Source organism: Lentzea sp. NPDC051838 (assembly GCF_040681245.1).
GTDB lineage: Bacteria > Actinomycetota > Actinomycetes > Mycobacteriales > Pseudonocardiaceae > Lentzea.
In genome coordinates this window covers 200,695-220,800 of sequence record NZ_JBFAYI010000007.1, presented here as the reverse complement: position 1 = coordinate 220,800, position 20,106 = coordinate 200,695, and the positions used below count along the sequence as shown (strand labels likewise).

Sequence of the window (20,106 nt, the reverse complement as noted above, 5' to 3'; positions counted from 1 at the left end):
GACAGCGACCGTGGCAGGCAAGACGATCGACCAGGATCCCGCTCTTGTGGAGACAGAGGTAAGCGAGATCGCGGGAAACGCCGGCCTGACTTTGCGTCAGCGCAAGGTTCTCGACGTGATCCGCGACTGGGTCGACCGTTTCGGCTACCCGCCGAGCGTGCGCGAGATCGGCGAGGCCGTGGGCCTCACGTCGACCTCGTCGGTCGCCTACCAGCTGCGCGCGCTGGAGCGGAAGGGCTTCCTGCGCCGCGACCCGAACCGCCCGCGCGCGGTCGGCATGCTGCCGTCCGAGATCGACCCGGGCCTCGACCCGATGTCCAAGCCGACCCCCGCGTACGTGCCGATGCTCGGCCGTATCGCGGCCGGTGGCCCGATCCTGGCGGAGGAGTCGATCGAGGACGTGTTCCCGCTGCCGCGCGAGATCGTCGGCGAGGGCGAGCTGTTCCTGCTGCGCGTCGTCGGTGACTCGATGATCGACGCCGCCATCACCGACGGCGACTGGGTCGTGATCCGCAAGCAGCCGACCGCCGACCAGGGCGAGATCGTCGCCGCCATGATCGACGGCGAGGCGACCGTCAAGACGTTCAAGCGCAAGGACGGCCACGTGTGGCTGCTCCCGCACAACGAGGCCTACCAGCCGATCAACGGCGACGAGGCCACCATCCTGGGCAAGGTCGTGACCGTGCTCAGGCGTCTCCCCTAGCCTTTTTCTTCTTCTCGAAGAACTCGAGCCACTTCTTCCGCGTCGACTCCATCTCCAGGACGACGAAGCTGAAGAACTGGCCCATGTCCTTGAGACGTGCACCCACTGGCGTGGCGGGTCCGAAGATCTCGGACCCGTCCAGTGCGGTGTTCGACCACACGGCGTTGCGCTCGGCGCTGGCCAGCCACGCCCGGTACCAGAGGTCGTCGTCCAGGAAGTAGCGCATCCGCTTGCCGTCGCGCTCGCTGCGCAACAGGTCCAGCTCCTCCAGGTACTTCGTCGACCGCGAGACCGTGCCCGGGCTGACCGACAGCCTCAGCACCAGCTCGGTCGCCGACAGGCTGCCCTTGTCGGTCATGAAGATCTCGGCGAGGATCCGCGCCGCCGTGCGCGTCAGCCCGGTCTGCACGAAGACCGCGACCAGCCGCAGGTGGAACTCCTGCACCTGCGCCGGGCTCCGGTCGAACGAGTAGACCTCCTCGTCGATGTCGAGGTCGTCCACCGCGGGCATCCGGCGCATCGCGCGCTCCCCCGCGGCCCGGTGCGCGGCGGCCGGCCGGTAGCTGTTGTGGCCCCCGTTCCGCGCCACTTCGCGCTGGATCGTCGAGGCCGGCCTTTGCAACCGCCTCCCGATTTCGGAGTACCCCAGCCCGTCCCAGAGGAACTGGGCGATGAGCTGCCGTTCTTCTTCATCTAGCCGCTTACCAGGCACAACCCCATAGTGCCTTCCCCTTCAGGCCATTGCAATGAGTCTTTTGACTTCGTCCGCAAACGTTTTTAGCTTGCAAGGAGGGGAAAGACATCGTTGCAAGGGGGAACACAGCAATGCCACTCAGCCCGATGACGTACCCGGACGGGCACGTCGGCTGGCGAGCGCACGACCACGCGACGGTGCGTGCCGTGCTCGCCGACAGCCGTTTCAGCATCCGGCCGGACAAGATGCACAACCCGTTCGGTCCGGGCAGCCCCGGCGACGCGCCGCCGTCACCGCCCGGCGCGTTCACCGACCACGACCCGCCGGACCACACCCGCTACCGCGGCAAGCTCACCGGCCAGTTCACCGTCCGGCGGATGCGCGTGCTCGCCGAACGCCTCGAAGTGATCACCGCCGGCCACCTGGACTCGCTGGAGGCCCAGGGCTCGCCCGCGGACCTGGTCGAGCACTTCGCCGTGCCGGTGCCGGGCCTGATGATCTGCGAGCTGCTCGGCGTGCCTTACGACCGGCGCACCGAGTTTCAGCAGGACGCGATGCTGCTGACCGGTGCCAGCGGCGCGGAGGAGGACGAGGGCGAGGCGATGTACGCGGCGTTCGGACGCCTCCAGCAGTTCATGCTGGAAATGGTCGCCCTGAAGCGCACGCAACCGACCGACGACGTCTTGAGCGACCTCGTCGGTTCGGCCGGCGATCTCACCGACGACGAGATGGCCGCGATGGGCATGGCGTTGCTCGGCGGTGGCCTCGACACGACGACGAACATGCTGTCGCTCGGCACGCTGGAGCTCCTGCGCGCGCAGGAACGGGTCGACGCGATGCTGGCCGATCCCGACGCCGCCGTCGAGGAGCTGCTCCGATACATCAGTCTGACGCCCGCGACGGCCCGCACCGCCTTGGAGGACGTCGAGATCGAGGGCACGCTCGTCCGCGCCGGCGACACCGTGTTCGTCGAACTGCGCTCGGCCAACCACGACCCGGCCCGCTACGCGGATCCGGATCTCCTCGACCTCGTCCGGGGCGCGCCGGGCCACCTCGCGTTCGGCCACGGCATCCACCAGTGCATCGGCCAGCACCTCGCGCGGATCGAGCTGAAGATCGCGTTCCCCGGCCTCTTCACCCGGTTCCCGAAGCTGCGTCTCGCCGTCCCCGAGGACGACCTCCGCCACCGCGCGAGCCTCGTGATCGGCGGCCTGGACAGCATGCCCGTCGCCTGGGACTAGAACAGCGGTACGGCAAAGCCGCGAGGTGAGGGAACCTGCTGTCGTGTCTGAGGAACCGCCTCCGTTCACCGAGACTCAGATCGTGGACTGGCTGATCGACGAGTGCCGGGATGTCGCCGGTCGGATCACGGCGGTGACCACCTCCGGTGACAGGATCTTCGCCACGGGCAGCACGGTCACGGCCCTGGCGGCCACCGTCGCGATCGGAGGCGGCAAGGGTTACCTGTTGATGTGGTTTCCCTTTGCCGTTTCGATCGTGCTCCTCCACGGCCTGTACCTGAAGAGCATGGTGCGCAACCTGATCGGATATCAGCTCGGGCTGGAGGAGGAGATCACCCGGCGCGCCGGACTGCCGCTCGTCACCTGGCAGTCCTACGTCCGGGAAAGCGGGCAGCCCCACCGCCAGATCAAACTCCTGCTGTTCCCGGCCGCGGCCGTGTACGTCGCAAGTGCGGTTGCCGGATTGGCGCAAGCACTCCACACGACAACGCCAGGAGCGTGGGGCCATGAGCGGGCGTGGCTGTACATCACGCTGACCGTTGCGAGCGTTGTCGTGGGCACCGGTCTCGTCATCTACTCGTACGTGAGCCAGCGCGGCACGACGAGAGCTGCGACGACGAGGCTCGAAGAGGCGTTCGCCGCGGTCCGGCCGTCAGGCTCGGCGGCGCAGGCGGAGGCCGATGACGAGAGCGGCGATGAGGACGATGCCGCCGAGGGTCAGGGCGAGCGGCCAGTTCTGCCACGAGCTGGACGGCGACTGCGGTGAGGCCTGGGGTTGGTCGGCTGCCGGCGGTGGGGGCGTTGTGGTCGTCGGCGCCGGTGGCCGGGCCAGGGCGGCGGCGCCCGCTACCGCGCGGATCGGGGTGCCGGCGCCTTCCGAGGCGGAGAGCAGGGTGCCGTCCGGGTCGAAGGCGATGGCCTCGCCCTGGGGTTCGTTCGGCAGCGGGATGCGGACCGGGTCGCCGGAGAGAGCCTTGACGATCGCATTTTCTGGGTCGCCGTCGGGGACCGGGTAGAGGTAGGCGTCGGTGTAGGTGCGCAGGGCGATGACCGAGCCGTCGGAAGTGGCGGCGGCGCCGGTCACCAGGCGCGAGTCGAGGGTGCCTTCCAGAGGGCCGCCCGGCGTGTCCGTGGTGGACAGCGACACGCGTGCTACCTGCTCCAACGGGACTGATATATCGGTTTGGAGCGGGCCTGTGGGGCGATATACCAGCGCGGAGCCGAGCGGTTCTTTGGTGACGATGTACGGGATACCGGACTTGTCGATCAGCAGAGCCTCGGCGTCGTGCTTGCCGTCCGGGTAGGTCACGCGGAACCGCTCCACGGCGCCCGAAGGCGAGACCTTGTGCAGGGCGACCGTGGAGCGGGACTTGCCGTTGTCGCCGGTGTCGGAGGCCCAGAGGGTGCCGTCCGGCGTCATCGCCAGGTCTTCGACGTCGAACGGGTCGACGGGCGCGGTGATGGTGCGCTTGACGACGCAGTCGCGGCCCATGACCTGGATGCGCAGCGTGCCGTTGTCGCTGTCGCTGACGGCGAAGAACTGGTTTCCGTCGGACGTGAGCCCGGAGAGCTCCTGCATGGCTACCGGGCACACGTCCACCGGTGGAGGCGGGATCAAGCAGGCGTTCCGTTCGTCGCGAACTCCTCGAGCAGCCCCGCGAGGTCCGGGCGCACGCGGGCGGACAGCAGCGTGCCCGACTCCGTGTGCTTCTCGGACAGCACCTCGCCGTCGCGGTGCACGCGGGCGACGACCTCGCCGCGCGCGTACGGGACGAGAGCCTCGACCACGACCTCGGGACGGGGCATCAGCTCGGCGATGCGGACCTTGAGCTCCTCGATGCCGAGGCCCGAGTGCGCCGAGACGAACGACGCGTCCGGGAACAGGTGCCGCAGCCGGGCCAGGCCCAGGTCGCCCACCGCGTCGATCTTGTTCACGACGAGCATCTCGCGCGGCATCGGCGTGCCGGACTGCTCGTTGATCTCGGCGAGGACCTCGCGCACGGCCTTGACCTGGTTCTCCGGCATGCCGTCGGAGCCGTCGACGACGTGCACGAGCAGATCGGCCTGGCCGACCTCCTCCAACGTCGAGCGGAACGCCTCGACCAGCTGGTGCGGCAGGTGCCGGACGAAGCCGACCGTGTCCGTCAGCGTGTACGGCAGGCCCTCCGGCGTCAGCGCGCGGCGCGTCGTCGGGTCGAGGGTGGCGAACAGCGCGTCCTCCACCAGGACACCGGCGTCGGTCAGCGCGTTGAGCAGCGAGGACTTGCCCGCGTTCGTGTACCCCGCGATGGCGACGCTCGGGACCTCGTTCGCAACACGGCGGCTGCGCTTGGTCTCGCGGATCACCTTGATCGCGGCGAGCTCCCGGCGGAGCTTCGAGATGCGGTCGCGGATCCGGCGCCGGTCGGTCTCGATCTTGGTTTCACCGGGACCGCGCAGACCCACACCGCCGTTGCCGCCACCGGCACGACCACCGGCCTGCCTCGACAACGTCTCACCCCAGCCGCGCAGGCGCGGCATCAGGTACTGCAGCTGAGCCAGTTCGACCTGGGCCTTGCCCTCCTTGGACCGCGCGTGCTGCGCGAAGATGTCCAGGATCAGAGCGGTCCGGTCGATGACCTTGACCTTGAGCCGTTCCTCCAGCTGACGCAGCTGACCGGGTGAGAGCTCACCGTCGCAGATCACCGTGTCAGCGCCGGTCGCCTGCACCACGTCGCGCAGCTCCGCGACCTTGCCCGAGCCGATGTACGTCGCGGGGTCCGGCTTGTCACGCCGCTGCACCACGCCCTCGAGCACCTCGGAACCCGCGGTCTCGGCGAGACGGGCGAGCTCTTCGAGGGAGGCGTCGGAGTCAGCGGCCGTGCCCTCGGTCCACACCCCGACGAGCACGACCCGCTCCAGGCGAAGCTGGCGGTACTCGACCTCGGTGATGTCCTCGAGCTCGGTGGACAACCCGGCGACACGGCGCAGCGCGGCGCGTTCGGCGCGTTCGTAGTCACCGGTGGAGAACTCTTCCTCTTCCCAAGAGGAGTCGAACTCCGGGTCGAACTCTGTGCTCTGGATGTTTTCCGTCATTTGCCCTTCATCGTCCCATGGACCGTCAGTCCCCCGGATACACCGCGAGGTAGATCGCCACACGGGGAACATCCGGCTTGACCGGTTGCGCGGCCAGCTCATCCATCAACGACGCGAGCCGCTGCTTTAGTTCCTCCGGGTCGACGGTGACGACCAGGCGGCTCTGATCCACGTCCCTGAGCCCGATGTCGGCAACCTCGCCGAGAAAAGCGTGCAGCATCGCTTCGCCGACGGCGACCATATTTTCGCTGTTGTCGAGCTGCCACGACAGCCCTGTCGACCGATAGGGGATCTCTTTCGCCCCCCGGTTGCCCGCGCGTGGCGGCATCGCCTCGAGGAACCCCGCCGCGACGAGCTTGCGGACGTGGTGCAGCGTCGTGGCCGGGTCCTTGCCGAGCCGCTGCGCCAGCTCCTTGTTGGTCAGCGGTCGGTCGAACGTCATCCGGATCATCCGCAGCCGCAGGTCAGAGCTGAGGGCTGCGGCTTCCTCGCTCGTCGCGGGCCGTCGCTTGCGGGAGAGTGCCACGCTCTCCAGTCTAAGTGATTGACAGTTTCCAATCACTCAGCGCAGACTCCTCGGCATGGCGCTTTGGGGGCACCCCGACTTCCGCAGGCTCTGGATGGGCGACACCATCAGCCAGTTCGGCGCGACCGTCGGCATGACGGTCGTCCCGCTGCTCGCGGCGGGTGTGCTGAACGCGACACCGTTCGAGATGGGTCTGCTGGCCGCGGCGAGCACGATGGCGTTCCTGGTGATCGGCCTGCCCGCGGGCGTGTGGGTGGACCGGATGCGCCGCAAACCGTTGATGATCGCGATGGACGTCTGCCGCGCCGCCCTGCTGCTGAGCGTGCCCGTCGCGTGGTGGCTGGACCTGCTCACGCTGCCGCAGCTCATCGCGGTGAGCCTCGCGGTGGGTGTGTGCACGGTGTTCTTCGACGTCGCCTACCAGTCGTACCTGCCGTCGTTGGTCGGACGCGGCCAGCTCGTCGAGGGCAACTCGAAGCTGCAGGCCAGCCTGTCGGTCGCGGAGGTGTCGGGACCCGCGATCGGCGGCTACGCGGCCCAGTTCCTCGGCGCGGCCAACGGTGTCCTCGCGACCGGCCTGGGCTACCTGAGCTCGGCGTTCTTCCTGGTCCGGATCAGGACGGTGGAGCCGACGCCGGAACGTCACCCCGACCCGAACCTGCGTCGCGAGATCGCGGAGGGGCTGCGGTTCGTCTTCGGCAACGTCACCCTGCGCATGATCGTGGCCTGCACCGGCACGTCGAACTTCTTCCACGGCATACAGAACGCCGTACTCATCCTCTTCCTGCTGAACACCGTGGGGCTGAACGAGGGAACCACGGGCCTGCTGTTCAGCGCGGGCGGTGTCGGCGGCGTGCTCGGCGCGGCTTTCGCGTACCGGATCGGCCTGCTGGTCGGGCAGGCCAGGATGATCTGGCTGATCCCGTTGCTGACCTGGCCGTTCACCCTGACGCTGCCGTTCGTCTCCGACGGCTGGGGCCTCGTGCTGCCGATGGTCGGTTCCGCGGTGACCGCGTTCGGGGTCGTCGTCTACAACGTCGGCCAGGTCAGCTACCGGCAGGCGATCTGCCCCGACCACCTGCTGGGCCGGATGAACGCCTCGATCCGCTGGGTGGTGTGGGGCTCGACGCCGCTGGGCGCGCTGCTGGGCGGCGGGCTCGGCACGTGGATCGGAATCGTGCCGACGCTGTGGGTGTCGCTGATCGGCTCGGTGCTCGGAATGTTGTGGGTTTTGTTCTCACCGTTGCGGACGATGCGAGACCTGCCGACCGAAGCTAGCGTCGACGCCCATGGCTGATACTCGGGTCTTGCGGGACGGTCTTCACTTCGGCGAGGGACCGCGACGCGGCCCCGACGGCCGCCTCTACTACTCCGACTTCTACGCGGGCGAGGTGCACGCGCTCGACCTCACGACGGGTGAGGACGAGGTCGTCGTCGCCTTCGATGGCCAGCCGTCCGGCCTCGGCTGGCTGCCCGACGGACGCCTGCTCGTCGTGTCGATGCTCGACCACACCGTGCGCCGGCTCGAGGGCGACGACCTCGTGCTCCACGCTGATATATCGGATATCGCGACCTATCACGCCAACGACATGCTCGTCGACGGCGAGGGCCGCGCGTACGTCGGCAACTTCGGCTTCGACCTGCACGGCCTCATCACCGAGGTCGGCGTCGCCAAGCTCCTCGAACCGGGCTTCGACCCGCCGGGCGCCGCGCTCGCCCTCGTCCAGCCCGACGGCTCCGTCAGCGTCGCCGCCGAGGACCTCAAGTTCCCCAACGGCATGGCGCTGCTGCCCGACCCGGACGATCCCGACGGTCACATCGGGAGCGGCAATATATTGGTCGTCGCCGAGACCGTTGCATTCAAACTCACTTCGTTTTCGGTCGACCGCAACGGATCGTTGCAAAACCGCAGGGTGTGGGCCGAAGTGAAGGAGTTCGGGATCGCGCCGGACGGGATCGCGGGTGACGGGGACGGCGTGTGGGTGGCGCCGGCGTTGCAGCCCGCGGTGTTCCGGGTGACCGAGGGCGGCAAGATCACGCACCGGGTCGAGACGACGCAGACGTGCTTCGCCGTCGCCGTCGTCGACGACAAACTCGTGTGCCTCACGGCGCCGGACTCGCACCCGGACGTGGTCAAGCCCGAGAGGCTCGGGAAGGTCGAGATCTACGACCTCGGAAACTGATATATCGGATATCAGTTCCTAAGCGAGGGCGTCCCACCAGGACTTGTCGAGCTCGCCGCGCGCGACGAGCACGGCAGGTCCGGTGAGGGTCGACGTCGTCGGCTCGATCGTCACGAAGACCTGGCCGCCGAGGACGTCGACGGTCGCCGAACCGGTCGTCTTGCCCTGACCCGCGAGCCAGGAGGCGACCGACGCGACGGTGCCGGTGCCGCACGAGCGGGTCTCGCCGACGCCGCGCTCGTAGACGCGCATGCGCAGCGCGTTGTCGCCAATGGTGTTGATCAGCTCGACGTTCACGCCGTGCGGGAAGATCACCGGGTCGAAGCCGGGCGGCACGGTGAGGTCGAACGACTCGACGGGCGTGTCGGTGACGCACGCGAGGTGCGGGTTGCCGACGTCGACCGCGAAGCCGCCGATGCCCTGGCCGTCGACCGCCGCGATGGACGTGCCGGTGACGCGGGCGGGGCCCATGTCGTTCGTGACGGAGCCGTCCGGGTGCGTGGTCACCTCACGGTCGCCTGCGCGCGTGCCGACGACGAAGGAGCCCTGCGGCTGGTGGCCCGCGTCGACGAGGTAGCGGGCGAAGACGCGCAGGCCGTTGCCGCACATCTCGGCGATGGAGCCGTCGGCGTTGCGGTAGTCCATGAACCATTTGCCGTCCACTCGCACGACGCGCAGGACGCCATCGGCGCCCAGGCCGCGCTGCCGGTCGCACAGCGCCTGGACGCGCGCCACCGTCAGGTCCAGCTGGTCATCGAGGTCGGGCAGGATGACGAAGTCGTTCTCCGTGCCGTGCCCCTTCACGAACTCCACGGGACAAGGTTACCGGCGGCCTCCACCAAATCGGGCCGTGCACCGTCCAACCAGGTGATGCGCTGGTCACGCCGGAACCACGAGCGCTGGCGCCGCACGAACCGGCGGGTGGCGCGTTTGGTCTCCTCGGCGGCGAAGTCGATCGTGCAGGCTCCGTCCATTGCGGACAGCACCTGCTGGTAGCCGAGCGCCCGGGACGCGGTCTTGCCGTCGCGCAGACCGATCCGGACCAGGGCGCGCACCTCGGACTCCAGACCGGAAGCGAACATCACGTCCACGCGCCGGTCGACGCGCGAGTCCAGTTCGGACACCTCGCGGTCGACGCCGATCTGGACGGTGTCGTAGCGGGCGGGTCCCGGCTTGGGCAGGTTCGCGGAGAACGGCTGCCCGGTCAGCTCGATGACCTCCAGCGCGCGCACGATGCGGCGCCCGTTGGACGGCAGGATCGCGATCGCGGCGGCCGGGTCGAGCGTCCGCAACCGGGCGTGCAGTGCCTCGGACCCCAGAGACGCGAGCTCGGACTCAAAGCGTTCCCGCACCGCATCGTCGGTGCCGGGAAACTTCAGGTCGTCGAGCACCGCCTGCACGTACAGACCGGACCCGCCGACGAGGATCGGCGGACGACCGGAGGCGAGCAGGTCCTCGATGACCGCGCGCGTCTCCCGCTGGTAGGCAGCCACCGACGCGGTCTCGGTGACGGACAGGACGTCGAGCAGGTGGTGCGGGACGCCTCGGCGCTCGGCCAGGGTCATCTTCGCCGTGCCGATGTCCATGCCGCGGTAGAGCTGCATGGCGTCGGCGTTGACGACCTCGCCTCCGAACCGTTCCGCCAGCGACACGGCAAGATCGGACTTGCCGGTCGCGGTGGGTCCGACGACTGCGATAGGGGTGATCACGGGCGCTCCCAGACAGCGACGTGGTAGCCCACGCCGAACGGTGCGAAGAACTCGGCGGAAGAACAACGCCACGGACCGGGCACGCTGGCGAGGATCTGCCACGCCGCACGGCCCTGCGCGCCCAGCTCCGCGGCGAGTGCGAGGTCGAGGGAAAGCAGGCCGTCCACATCAGCGGCGGCCAGAAGTGAATGGACGTGCGCGTCGAAAGGTCCCGAACGCTCGTCGTCAGAGCCCGGCGAGCGCAGGCCGTGGCGAGTGGAGCCGTCGCCCAGAATCAAGAGCCCGGCGGATTCGTCCGCAAGTCGTTGTCCAAACGAGACACATTCGGACGGCGGCAGATCACGCGGTACGAGTTCAACGCGTGACACCTCGACTGCGCACTGTTCCCGCAGCCACGCGGTGATTAGCACAGGCAACGGAATTCGGGGGTCCGGAGCCAGGTCACCGCCGAGTGACACAGGTACATCGACCCCATATCCGAGAAAAGTTCCCGACAACGGCGGCACCACCGTCGCCGGACCGCTGTCGTCGACCGCGACAGCCACCCACGGACCGGGCAGTTTTCCTGCTGCGGCAACGGTTGCGGCGCGCACGGGCTCTGTTTCGGCGGCGGCTCCCGCGACCAGTTCTGGCACCAGAAGTGGTGGGTGCGGCACCACCACGGCACGGGTGATCACGACGAATGAGGCTACCTATCGTGGACTCCCAGTACCGAGTCGAGCTCTGACCTGTTTGAATGCGCGCGGGGAACTGGGGACGGGAGACCCTCCAGCGCCCGTATTGCATCGGCCCCGCCAGTGGCGGGGCGCCCGTGGCAGGCACGGGCGTCAGATGGGAGGAACCGGCGATGTCGGAGCAGGACAGCACACCGGAGGCCGTGACCGAGACCACCCCAGCGGTGGAGGTCGCAGCCGAGGGTGGAGTCGAGGAAACGCCGAAGGAGACCGCACCGCAGGCGACGCCTCCGGCCGTCCCCGTGGCGTCGGACCACCCTGACCGCTGGGGGCGCGTGGACGCCGACGGCACCGTGTACGTGAAGACCGACGACGGCGAGCGCGCCGTCGGGTCGTGGCAGGCCGGTGAGCCGGTCGAAGGCCTCGCGCACTTCGCGCGGCGCTTCGACGACCTGCGCACCGAGGTCGAGCTGCTGGTCACGCGGCTCGCGTCCGGCGCCGGCGACCCGAAGCACGCCCTGACCAGCGCGAAGCACGTCAAGGAGCAGCTCGCCGAGGCCGCCGTCGTCGGCGACCTGAAGGCGCTGGCCGCCCGCGTCGAGCACGTGCTGGAGCGGGCCGAGGCCGGCATGGAAAAGGCGAAGGAGGCCAAGGAGGCCGCCCGAGCCCAGTCCGTGGCGCGCAAGCAGGCGCTCGTCGACGAGGCCGAGTCGATCGCGAACGAGTCGACCCAGTGGAAGGTCGCGGGCGACCGGCTGCGCGCGATCCTCGACGAGTGGAAGACCATCCGCGGCGTCGACCGCAAGACCGACGAGCAGCTGTGGCGCCGGTTCTCGAAGGCCCGTGACGCGTTCAACCGCCGTCGCGGCTCGCACTTCGCCGACCTCGACCGCCAGCGCTCGGTGGCGAAGTCCTCCAAGCAGGCGCTCGTCGAAGAGGCCGAGAAGCTCATCGACTCCGACGACTGGGGCCCCACGGCCGGTCGCTACAAGGAGCTGATGGTCGAGTGGAAGGCCGCCGGGCGTGCGCCCAAGGAGGCCGACGACGCGCTGTGGCAGCGGTTCCGGGCCGCGCAGGACGCGTTCTTCCAGAAGCGTTCCGAGGCCTTCAGCGAGCGCGACGCCGAGTTCTCGGCGAACGCGAAGCTGAAGGAGGAGCTGCTCGCCGAGGCCGAGACGATCGACCCGTCGGGCGACCTCGAGTCGGCGCGCCAGCACCTGTACAAGATCCAGGAGCGCTGGGACGCGATCGGCAAGGTGCCGCGCGAGCGCATCCGCGAGCTCGAGGGCAAGCTGCGGACGATCGAGGAGAAGGTGCGCGGCGCGGTCGACGCGCAGTGGCGTCGCTCCGACCCCGAGGCCGAGGCGCGCGTGGCGCAGTTCCGCGAGCGCGTGGAGCAGTTCGAGGCCCAGGCCGCGAAGGCTCGTGCCGCGGGCGACAAGCGCCGCACCGAGCAGGCCGAGGCTCAGGCCGCGCAGTGGCGTGAGTGGCTCGCCGCCGCCGAGCAGGCGCTGGCGACCCGCTAGTTCGAACGCGAGAAGGCCCCCTCGGGTGAGGGGGCCTTCTCGCGTTTCAGGGCGCGACACGCCACTGCTGGTCGGATTTGCTCTCACACGTCCAGACGACGAGCCAGGTGCCGTCCGGGTAGGTGTCGCTCTCCCCCGCGACGAGACACTCCCCCGACCTGACGTTCGCGTACTGGTTGCCGTTCTGCGCGCGCCACAGCTGGTGCTCACGGCTCCACGAACACGTCCGGCCCAGCACCTGCTCCAGACGCGCGGCGGCCTCGGTCGCTGTCTCCAGGCAGAGGTTCGCGTGGGTGTTGCGGATGCGGAACGCCCCGGAGTCCGAGAACTCGCGCACCCAGTTCGGCTGGAACTTCGCGCCGTCCGTGCCGGCCGGTTCCCTGGTCCACATGACGGCCTCTTTCGACCCGTCGTAGAGGTCGGCCACCTTCTCGGTGTTGCCGGGCATCAGGTAGCCGGGCCCGTCGTCCGCCGCCTTCACCGGTCCCGGCGCGGGCAGCACCGGGGGCTGGGTCGGTTGGGGCGTGGGTTGCTTGGCGGTCTGCCCGGCAGGTCGCTCGGGACTGCCCGTCCGCACCTGAGTCGTCGGCACCGCGGCGGACTCCGAGGTCGCCGGCGGGGTCGAGATCAACGGCGGAGCGGACGTCGTCGACGGTGCCGCGCCCGGCTGCTCGTCCGTCCACGGGTGCAGGACGACGACGAGGACAACCGCTGCCACCACGACGACCGCCAGCGCGACGAGAAGCAGCTTCGGGAACCTGGAGTAGAAGTTGACGTCTCCGCCGATGGAGCCGATCTGGACGGTGTCACCCTCGACCCCGCCGGTGGTGTTCGTGACGTCGGCCATCCCGGTGCACCTTCCCGTTTGACGACAAAGCAATCGGGAAGGTGCCAAGGTTCATTACAGCTGGGGCGGCCGGGAAGCCGCGATCCTCACCCACTTGATCAGCAGGACGATCACCGCGATCACGGCGATGATCAGACCGGCGCCGGGGCCCGGTCCGATCGCCTTGTTGCTCGTGGTCGTCTGCTGCGACCAGATCGACAGCACACCCGTCACCGACCCGGCGAACAGGCCCAGCGTGCACACCCACGCCAGGCCCCAGCGGCGGACCGCCAGGGTGATGCCCGAGCCGATCACGCCGATGCCGAACGCGAAGAACGAGAACAGGCGCGGCACGAAGCTGGTGGACTCGCCGAGCACGACGCTCAGGCCCGTGGTCTCACCGACCCACGGCAGCACCAGCGACACCAGCAACGCCAGCACGGCGATCGAGATCGTCAGCGCGCCGGTGCCGGGATCGATGCGCTTGGCCGCCTGCTGCTCCACCGCGTCGATCTCCTTGCGCAGGTACTCCTCTTCGCTCACTGGGCAGCGCACCCGGACACGGCGGGCAGCGGCGCGGGAGCACCGAACGACGGCAGGCCGAGGCCGACGCCCGCGGTCTTGGGCTTGATGCCCGCCTCGGAACGGTCACCGGCCTGGGTGCGGCGCCACGTCAGCGGTTCGCCGTCCGCGACGAGGTAGTGCGGAGCCGCGTACGTCACGACCGTCTCGACGACGTCGCCGGGACGCGGGGCGGTTTCGCCGGGCGTGAAGTGCACGAGGCGCCCGTCGCGAGCACGGCCGCTCATGCGGTGGGTCTCGGCGTCGCGCTTGCCCTCGCCGGTCGCGACGAGGACCTCGACGGTCCGCCCGACCTGCTCGATGTTCAGCTGGTGCGTCATCTCGTTCTGCAGCGCCACGAGCCGGTCGAACCGCTCCTGCACGACGGCCTTGGGCAGCTGGTCCGGCAGGTCGGCGGCCGGGGTGCCGGGGCGCTTCGAGTACTGGAACGTGAAGGCGGAGGAGAACCTGGCCTGCCGCACCACGTCGAGCGTGCCCTGGAAGTCCTCCTCGGTCTCACCGGGGAAGCCGACGATGATGTCGGTGGTGATCGCGGCGTCCGGCATGGCGGCGCGGACCTTCTCGATGATGCCCAGGTACTTCTCGGTCCGGTACGAGCGGCGCATCTCCTTGAGCATGCGGTCCGAACCCGACTGCAACGGCATGTGCAGCTGGTGGCACACGTTCGGCGTCTCGGCCATGGCGGCGATGACGTCGTCGGTGAAGTCCTTGGGGTGCGGGGAGGTGAAGCGCACGCGCTCCAGGCCGTCGATCTCGCCGCACGCGCGCAGCAGCTTGCCGAACGCCAGCCTGTCGCCGAACTCGACGCCGTAGGAGTTCACGTTCTGGCCCAGCAGCGTCACTTCGAGCACGCCCTCGCCGACGAGCGTCTGGACCTCCGCGAGCACGTCACCGGGGCGGCGGTCCTTCTCCTTGCCTCGCAACGACGGGACGATGCAGAACGTGCAGGTGTTGTTGCAGCCCACCGAGATCGACACCCAGCCCGAGTAGGCGGAGTCGCGGGCGGCCGGCAGCGACGACGGGAAGGTCTCCAGCGCGTCGAGGATCTCGACCTGCGCCTCCTCGTTGTGGCGCGCGCGTTCGAGCAGCACAGGCAGCGAACCGATGTTGTGCGTGCCGAACACGACGTCGACCCACGGGGCACGCCGCACGATCTCGCCGCGGTCCTTCTGCGCGAGGCAGCCGCCGACGGCGATCTGCATGCCGGGGTTCGCGGTCTTCTGCGGCGCGAGGTGGCCGAGGGTGCCGTAGAGCTTGTTGTCGGCGTTCTCGCGGACCGCGCAGGTGTTGAACACGACGACGTCGGCCTGCGCGTCCTCGGCGGCACGCTCGTAGCCGGCGTCCTCCAGCAGACCGGCGAGCCGCTCCGAGTCGTGCACGTTCATCTGGCAACCGAACGTGCGGATCTGGTAACTGCGGGTCACTGCAACCAACCTTTCGTCGGGTGCAAGCGTAGAACGCCGCCGTGGCACGATGCGCAGGTGCTGGGACGAGTGCATGCCGCCGTGAGCCTGTTGACCGCCGCAACGGTCCTGACGGGCTGCGGCAGCACGGTCGAGGACGTCAAGCTCACGATGGCCACCGGCAGCGAGGGCGGCGTCTACTACCGGCTCGGCAACGGTCTCGCGGACATCTGGAGCGGCCGGCTCGGCATCGTGCGGCCGCAGGTCGTGGCCACCGCCGGCTCCAAGGACAACGTCACCCGGCTCGTCAACAACCAGGCGCAGGTCGGCTTCTCGCAGGCGGACGCCGTCGAAGAGGTGGAGGGCGCGTCCCGGCTGCGCGCGCTGGCCCGGATGCACGACGACTACCTGCAGATCATCGTGCGCGCCGACCTCCCGGCGACCAAGCTCGGCCAGCTGTCGGGCCTGAGGGTGTCGATCGGCGCGCCGGAGTCGGGTGTCGAGATCATCGCGCGCAGGCTGCTGCGGGCCGAGAACGTCACGCCGCAGGAGTTCCACCTCGGCGTCGAGGCCTCCGCCAAGGCGATGCAGGAGGGCAAGCTCGACGCGTTCTTCTGGTCGGGCGGACTGCCGACGTCGAGCATCACCGAGCTCACCAAGAGCCTCGGCGTGCGGATGCTCGACCTCAAGGAAGAGCTGCCGAGATTCCGTCAGCAGTATCCTGTATACGGTTCCGCGACCCTGCCGGCATCTACATACAATCTGCAGTCCGGGCCTGTCATCACGCTCGTCGTGCGCAACTTCCTGCTCGTCAGCGACTCGATGCCCGACGACGTCGCCGAAGCGCTCGTGCGGCAGCTGTTCGAGGGGCAACCCGACCTCGTGAAGGCCCATTCGGCGGCGCGGACCATCGAGCAGCGGTCGGCGATCGAGACATCGCCGGTGCCGCTGCACGACGGCGCCATGCGCTACTACCGCGACAGCAAGGTCTGATATCCGATGTATTAGATCGCCGGCAGCTCGATCACGACCTTGAGGCCGCCGTCCTCCGGCGACTCGAGGCGGACGGCACCGTCGACGCGTTCGACGACGAGCCGCACGATCGACAACCCCAAACCAGAGCCGGGCACGTTCTGGTGCGCCGGACTCCGCCAGAACCGGTCGGTCGCCCTCTCCAGCTCATCGGGCTGCAACCCAGGCCCGTGATCAGCGACGGACAACGTGACGACCCCGTCGGCCTTGCGGACGTCGACGACGATCAACGTGCCCTCAGGGGTGAACTTCAGCGCGTTGTCGAGCAACGCGTCGAGCACCGTCTCGATCCCGCGCGGCGGCGCGAGAGCCATGCCGACCCGCTGACCGTCCAGCACGAGGTGCACTTCCTTGGCCGTCGCCGCCGCCTGCCACGCCGAGAGCCGCGCCGCGACGGACTTGTCGACGTCGACCGGCACCGGGTCGACCGAGCTGGACTCCGCGCGAGCCATGGCGAGCAGCTCGTCCAGGATCCTGTTCAGCCGATCGGTCTCGCTCAGCGCCTCGACCTGGTGCACCTCCGCCTCGGCGTCGACGTGACCCTCCAGATTGGACAACCGGAGTTTCAGCGCCGTCAACGGGTTGCGCAGCTGGTGCGACGCGTCGGCGACGAAAGCCCGTTGCGCGGCAAGCACATCGCTCACGTTCGCCGCCATCTGGTCGAACGACCGCGAGAGCTGCCGCAGTTCCGGCGGCCCGCTCTCCGCGCCCACCGGCGGCACCGGCCGGCCCGACACCACCGCCGCCAGCAGCTTCCCGGTCGCGTCGTCCAGAGCCTGCACCGGACGCAAAGTCCACCGCACGACCGGCAACGCCAGCAGCACCGCCAAAGCGAGCACCAGCAACGACGCCGCGAGTAGTAAACCCCACCACGCCAGCACCTCGAACCGGGTCTTGGACGTCGGCGAGAACGTGATCACCGCGCCCCGCACCTCGCCGTCGACCAGCACCGGCTCGGCCAGCACGAGCTTGGACTCGCTCCACGGCATGAACAACGGCGGCGCGACCGGCAACCGCCCGGCCAACGCCTTGCTCACCAGGTCCTGCACGCCGCTGTCGCCGAGCGCGAGGTCGTTGCGCGACGCCACCACCGCCACCGTCGGCGCGTCGCGCGCCACCACGGCCACCCCGATGTCGTAGAGCTCGGTGTAGCGCTCCAGCTCGGCCCGCATCAGGTCCGGCTTGTCGTCGATCAACGGCCGCTGCGCCAGGGACGCGAACCGGCTGGTGTCGGTGAGCCGGTCGAGGAACATCTCCTGCTGCTCCGCGGCCGCCACGCCGCGCCCCAGCGGCACGCCGAGCCCGACGAGCACCAGCACGATCAGGGCGAGCACCACGCCCAGCAGACGAGACCTCACGAGCCCAACCCGATCAGGTGAAAAATCACGAGACCTGTCCCAACCGATAACCGACCCCGCGCACGGTCTCCAGCAGCGCCGGCCGGCCGAGCTTCGTCCGCAGCGTCGCCACGTGCACGTCCAGCGTCCGGTTCGCGCCGGACCACGTGCGGCCCCACACCTCGGCGAGGATCCGCTCCCGCGTGCACACCGCGCCGCCCGCCGCCATCACCAGCGCGAGCACCTGGAACTCCTTGCGCGAGAGGGCGACCGCCTCCCCCGCCACGGTGACCTCGTGACGCCCCAGGTCGACGCGCACGTCGCCGGTCTCGAACACCTCCGTCGACACCGCCCCGACCCCCACCGGATCCGCGCCGCGCCGACGCCGGACCGCGTGCACGCGCGCCACGAGCTCGCCCACGTCGTACGGTTTGACCAGGTAGTCGTCCGCCCCGGCGTGCAGCCCGAGGATCCGGTCGTCGATCTCCCCTCGCGCCGACACCACGATGATCGCGACGTCCGAGGCCGCGCGGATGGCGCGGCACAGCGTCACGCCGTCCATGTCGGGCAGGCCGAGGTCGAGCAGCACCACGTCGACGCCGGTGAGGCGGTCGAGCGTGCCGCGGCCCGTGGCCTGCCGGTCCACGTGGAAACCTCGTCTGGTCAGGGCTGGGACCAAGGCCTCGGCGACCCTGTCGTCGTCCTCGACGAGCAGCACGCGCACTTTCGCTACCTCCCGGGCAACCGATGTCTGCCTGTGACAGAGTTGAGACCCTAAGTCTTGCTCAATGTCCTGGACTGGTGTGGTGGCGGACACCTAGGTTTCCGCCAACGCAGACGACCCCAAATGGAGGACTGGATGACTGCCGCCTCTACCCCGCCGATGATTCGCGTGGCGGGTGTGGACAAGTTCTTCGGACCGCTCCACGTGCTCAAGAACGTGCAGCTGGAGGTCCCGAAGGGGCAGGTCGTGGTCGTGCTGGGGCCGTCCGGTTCCGGTAAGTCGACCCTGTGCCGGACCATCAACCGCCTCGAGCCGATTGATTCCGGTGTCATCGAGGTCGACGGTCAGCCTCTTCCCGCCGAAGGAAAGGAACTGGCCCGCCTTCGCGCCGATGTCGGCATGGTGTTCCAGTCCTTCAACCTTTTCGCGCACAAAACCATCGTCGAGAACGTCATGCTCGCTCCGGTGAAGGTGCGCAAGACGCCGGCGGCCGAGGCGCGCAAGACCGCGATGGAGCTGCTGGAGCGCGTCGGGATCGCCAACCAGGCGGAGAAGTTCCCGGCTCAGCTGTCAGGTGGGCAGCAGCAGCGTGCGGCGATCGCCCGCGCGCTCGCGATGAAGCCCAAGGTGATGCTGTTCGACGAGCCCACGTCCGCACTGGACCCCGAGATGGTCCAGGAGGTCCTGGACGTCATGACGGGCCTGGCCAAGGACGGCATGACGATGCTGGTCGTCACGCACGAGATGGGCTTCGCCCGCAAGGCCGCGGACCGGGTGATCTTCATGTCCGACGGCGAAGTCGTCGAGGACTCCACCCCGGAAGAGTTCTTCTCGGCCCCGAAGTCCAACCGCGCGAAGGACTTCCTTGGCAAGATCCTGACTCACTAGAAGTCAGCTCACTTTCGAACGAATGGCAGGAGAAGGACGATGAGGGTTCGCACCCTTGCGGCGGTGCTGCTCACGGGCGCACTGGCCCTGACCGCGTGTGGCAAGGAGGGCAGCCCGACCGACACGGCTGCTCCCGCCGGCCTGTTCGAGGTCGCCAAGGACGTCAAGGTCGACGGCTCGCCCACGTTCGAGAAGATCAAGGCGCGCGGCACGCTGGTCGTCGGTGTCAAGGAAGACCAGCCGGGCCTGGGTTACAAGGACCCGACGACGAACAAGTACAGCGGCTTCGACATCGACATCGCGCGGCTGGTCTCGGCGAAGCTGGGCTTCGACCCCGAGAAGATCCAGTTCAAGACGATCCAGTCCGCCGCGCGTGAGCAGGCGCTGATCAACGGCGACGTCGACTACTACGTCGGCACGTACACGATCAACGCGGGCCGCAAGGAGAAGGTCGGCTTCGCCGGTCCGTACTTCGTCGCCGGTCAGGACCTGCTGGTGAAGAAGGACAACACCGACATCACCGGCAAGGAGACCCTCAAGGGCAAGAAGGTCTGCTCCGTGACCGGCTCCACGCCGGCCAAGCGGATCAAGGACGAGAACCTGACCGAGGCGTCCAACGTCCTCGAGTTCCAGGGCTACTCGCAGTGCGTCACCAAGCTGCTCAACGGTGAGGTCGACGCGGTCACCACCGACGACGCGATCCTCAAGGGCTACGCGGCCGCCGAGGAGGGCAAGCTGAAGGTCGTCGGCAAGACGTTCTCCAGCGAGCCGTACGGCATCGGCCTGCCCAAGGAGGACAAGGCCCTGCGCGACAAGGTGAACGACATCCTGCAGGCCTCGCTGGACGACGGCTCGTGGCAGAAGATCTACGACGGCACCCTGGGCAAGTCGGGTTCGTCGGCCACCAAGCCGAAGATCGACCGGTACTGACGGTTCCTCACGTGGCCGGTGGATCCCGCGTGGGTCCACCGGCCGTTCCTTTG

Annotated in this window: 21 protein-coding genes; 9 read left to right on the top strand and 12 right to left on the bottom strand. The window is 68.9% G+C overall.

Annotated elements, in window-relative coordinates; genetic code table 11:
* The first annotated feature begins 46 nt into the window (after positions 1-46).
* Complete coding sequence (lexA, locus tag AB0M24_RS19195) at positions 47-703, top strand: transcriptional repressor LexA (RefSeq protein ID WP_363769326.1); 657 nt, start codon at positions 47-49, stop codon at positions 701-703.
* Here lexA and AB0M24_RS19190 read toward each other — a convergent pair.
* Positions 687-1,415 (bottom strand): helix-turn-helix domain-containing protein, encoded by a 729-nt coding sequence (locus AB0M24_RS19190; RefSeq protein ID WP_363768946.1) that lies wholly within the window; start codon positions 1,413-1,415, stop codon positions 687-689. The genes lexA and AB0M24_RS19190 overlap by 17 nt on opposite strands.
* A gap of 113 nt (positions 1,416-1,528) precedes the next feature.
* Here AB0M24_RS19190 and AB0M24_RS19185 point away from each other — a divergent pair, with 113 nt between their 5' ends.
* The gene (locus AB0M24_RS19185) at positions 1,529-2,638 is read left to right on the top strand and encodes a cytochrome P450 (RefSeq protein ID WP_363768944.1); all 1,110 of its coding nucleotides are present in this window, start codon (positions 1,529-1,531) and stop codon (positions 2,636-2,638) included.
* 43 nt (positions 2,639-2,681) lie between these two features.
* A complete protein-coding gene (locus AB0M24_RS19180; RefSeq protein ID WP_363768942.1) occupies positions 2,682-3,404 on the top strand; it encodes a hypothetical protein in 723 nt (240 codons plus the stop codon).
* Here the strand turns inward: AB0M24_RS19180 and AB0M24_RS19175 are convergent.
* The 3 genes from AB0M24_RS19175 to AB0M24_RS19165 are packed head-to-tail and all read right to left on the bottom strand — an operon-like array spanning position 3,291 to position 6,239.
* Complete coding sequence (locus tag AB0M24_RS19175) at positions 3,291-4,256, bottom strand: hypothetical protein (protein WP_363768939.1); 966 nt, start codon at positions 4,254-4,256, stop codon at positions 3,291-3,293. The genes AB0M24_RS19180 and AB0M24_RS19175 overlap by 114 nt on opposite strands.
* A complete protein-coding gene (gene hflX / locus AB0M24_RS19170; protein WP_363768936.1) occupies positions 4,253-5,713 on the bottom strand; it encodes a GTPase HflX in 1,461 nt (486 codons plus the stop codon). The genes AB0M24_RS19175 and hflX overlap by 4 nt, the downstream gene beginning before the upstream one ends.
* Positions 5,714-5,738: 25 nt before the next feature.
* Entirely contained in the window at positions 5,739-6,239 is a 501-nt protein-coding gene (locus tag AB0M24_RS19165) for a winged helix-turn-helix domain-containing protein (protein WP_363768933.1), read from the bottom strand.
* 55 nt (positions 6,240-6,294) lie between these two features.
* Between AB0M24_RS19165 and AB0M24_RS19160 the strand changes: the two genes are divergently transcribed.
* Positions 6,295-7,536 carry an MFS transporter gene (locus AB0M24_RS19160; protein WP_363768930.1) on the top strand — a complete coding sequence of 414 codons (1,242 nt, stop codon included), beginning with the start codon at positions 6,295-6,297 and terminating at the stop codon, positions 7,534-7,536.
* Positions 7,529-8,422 carry an SMP-30/gluconolactonase/LRE family protein gene (locus AB0M24_RS19155; protein ID WP_363768927.1) on the top strand — a complete coding sequence of 298 codons (894 nt, stop codon included), beginning with the start codon at positions 7,529-7,531 and terminating at the stop codon, positions 8,420-8,422. Before AB0M24_RS19160 ends, AB0M24_RS19155 begins: the two co-directional genes overlap by 8 nt.
* Positions 8,423-8,440: 18 nt before the next feature.
* On the opposite strand, the gene dapF is transcribed toward AB0M24_RS19155, so the two are convergent.
* The 3 genes from dapF to AB0M24_RS19140 are packed head-to-tail and all read right to left on the bottom strand — an operon-like array spanning position 8,441 to position 10,808.
* Positions 8,441-9,235, bottom strand: a complete 795-nt coding sequence (dapF, locus tag AB0M24_RS19150; protein WP_363768924.1) for a diaminopimelate epimerase — start codon at positions 9,233-9,235, stop codon at positions 8,441-8,443.
* On the bottom strand, positions 9,223-10,131 hold the full coding sequence (gene miaA / locus AB0M24_RS19145) for a tRNA (adenosine(37)-N6)-dimethylallyltransferase MiaA (protein WP_363768921.1): 909 nt from the start codon (positions 10,129-10,131) through the stop codon (positions 9,223-9,225). Before miaA ends, dapF begins: the two co-directional genes overlap by 13 nt.
* Positions 10,128-10,808 (bottom strand): hypothetical protein, encoded by a 681-nt coding sequence (locus AB0M24_RS19140; protein ID WP_363768918.1) that lies wholly within the window; start codon positions 10,806-10,808, stop codon positions 10,128-10,130. The genes miaA and AB0M24_RS19140 overlap by 4 nt, the downstream gene beginning before the upstream one ends.
* A gap of 170 nt (positions 10,809-10,978) precedes the next feature.
* Between AB0M24_RS19140 and AB0M24_RS19135 the strand changes: the two genes are divergently transcribed.
* Complete coding sequence (locus AB0M24_RS19135; RefSeq protein WP_363768915.1) at positions 10,979-12,331, top strand: DUF349 domain-containing protein; 1,353 nt, start codon at positions 10,979-10,981, stop codon at positions 12,329-12,331.
* Positions 12,332-12,377: 46 nt separating this feature from the next.
* On the opposite strand, the gene AB0M24_RS19130 is transcribed toward AB0M24_RS19135, so the two are convergent.
* From AB0M24_RS19130 to miaB, 3 genes are read right to left on the bottom strand one after another with little or no spacing between them, the layout of a single operon-like run.
* On the bottom strand, positions 12,378-13,178 hold the full coding sequence (locus AB0M24_RS19130) for a ricin-type beta-trefoil lectin domain protein (protein ID WP_363768912.1): 801 nt from the start codon (positions 13,176-13,178) through the stop codon (positions 12,378-12,380).
* Positions 13,179-13,232: 54 nt separating this feature from the next.
* Complete coding sequence (locus AB0M24_RS19125; RefSeq protein ID WP_363768910.1) at positions 13,233-13,700, bottom strand: hypothetical protein; 468 nt, start codon at positions 13,698-13,700, stop codon at positions 13,233-13,235.
* Complete coding sequence (gene miaB / locus AB0M24_RS19120) at positions 13,697-15,163, bottom strand: tRNA (N6-isopentenyl adenosine(37)-C2)-methylthiotransferase MiaB (RefSeq protein WP_363768907.1); 1,467 nt, start codon at positions 15,161-15,163, stop codon at positions 13,697-13,699. Before miaB ends, AB0M24_RS19125 begins: the two co-directional genes overlap by 4 nt.
* Positions 15,164-15,220: 57 nt before the next feature.
* Here miaB and AB0M24_RS19115 point away from each other — a divergent pair, with 57 nt between their 5' ends.
* Positions 15,221-16,135, top strand: a complete 915-nt coding sequence (locus AB0M24_RS19115; protein ID WP_363768904.1) for a TAXI family TRAP transporter solute-binding subunit — start codon at positions 15,221-15,223, stop codon at positions 16,133-16,135.
* A gap of 11 nt (positions 16,136-16,146) precedes the next feature.
* On the opposite strand, the gene AB0M24_RS19110 is transcribed toward AB0M24_RS19115, so the two are convergent.
* Both AB0M24_RS19110 and AB0M24_RS19105 read right to left on the bottom strand, forming a co-directional pair.
* On the bottom strand, positions 16,147-17,532 hold the full coding sequence (locus AB0M24_RS19110; protein WP_363768901.1) for a HAMP domain-containing sensor histidine kinase: 1,386 nt from the start codon (positions 17,530-17,532) through the stop codon (positions 16,147-16,149).
* A 25-nt stretch (positions 17,533-17,557) separates the two neighbouring features.
* Positions 17,558-18,235, bottom strand: coding sequence for a response regulator transcription factor (locus AB0M24_RS19105; protein WP_363768898.1), 678 nt, complete (start codon positions 18,233-18,235; stop codon positions 17,558-17,560).
* A 159-nt stretch (positions 18,236-18,394) separates the two neighbouring features.
* On the opposite strand from AB0M24_RS19105, the gene AB0M24_RS19100 reads away from it, so the two are divergent.
* Positions 18,395-19,123 carry an amino acid ABC transporter ATP-binding protein gene (locus AB0M24_RS19100; RefSeq protein WP_198680630.1) on the top strand — a complete coding sequence of 243 codons (729 nt, stop codon included), beginning with the start codon at positions 18,395-18,397 and terminating at the stop codon, positions 19,121-19,123.
* 39 nt (positions 19,124-19,162) lie between these two features.
* Entirely contained in the window at positions 19,163-20,053 is an 891-nt protein-coding gene (locus tag AB0M24_RS19095; protein WP_363768895.1) for a glutamate ABC transporter substrate-binding protein, read from the top strand.
* Positions 20,054-20,106: the final 53 nt, after the last annotated feature.

What these genes read in the sequence shown, in the direction of transcription:
- AB0M24_RS19185 (WP_363768944.1), top strand. Translation starts at nt 1,529, where the DNA reads ATGCCACTCAGCCCGATGACGTACCCGGACGGGCACGTCGGCTGGCGA.
- hflX (WP_363768936.1), bottom strand. Translation starts at nt 5,713, where the DNA reads ATGACGGAAAACATCCAGAGCACAGAGTTCGACCCGGAGTTCGACTCC.
- AB0M24_RS19160 (WP_363768930.1), top strand. Translation starts at nt 6,295, where the DNA reads ATGGCGCTTTGGGGGCACCCCGACTTCCGCAGGCTCTGGATGGGCGAC.
- AB0M24_RS19155 (WP_363768927.1), top strand. Translation starts at nt 7,529, where the DNA reads ATGGCTGATACTCGGGTCTTGCGGGACGGTCTTCACTTCGGCGAGGGA.
- AB0M24_RS19135 (WP_363768915.1), top strand. Translation starts at nt 10,979, where the DNA reads ATGTCGGAGCAGGACAGCACACCGGAGGCCGTGACCGAGACCACCCCA.
- AB0M24_RS19130 (WP_363768912.1), bottom strand. Translation starts at nt 13,178, where the DNA reads ATGGCCGACGTCACGAACACCACCGGCGGGGTCGAGGGTGACACCGTC.
- AB0M24_RS19100 (WP_198680630.1), top strand. Translation starts at nt 18,395, where the DNA reads ATGATTCGCGTGGCGGGTGTGGACAAGTTCTTCGGACCGCTCCACGTG.
- AB0M24_RS19095 (WP_363768895.1), top strand. Translation starts at nt 19,163, where the DNA reads ATGAGGGTTCGCACCCTTGCGGCGGTGCTGCTCACGGGCGCACTGGCC.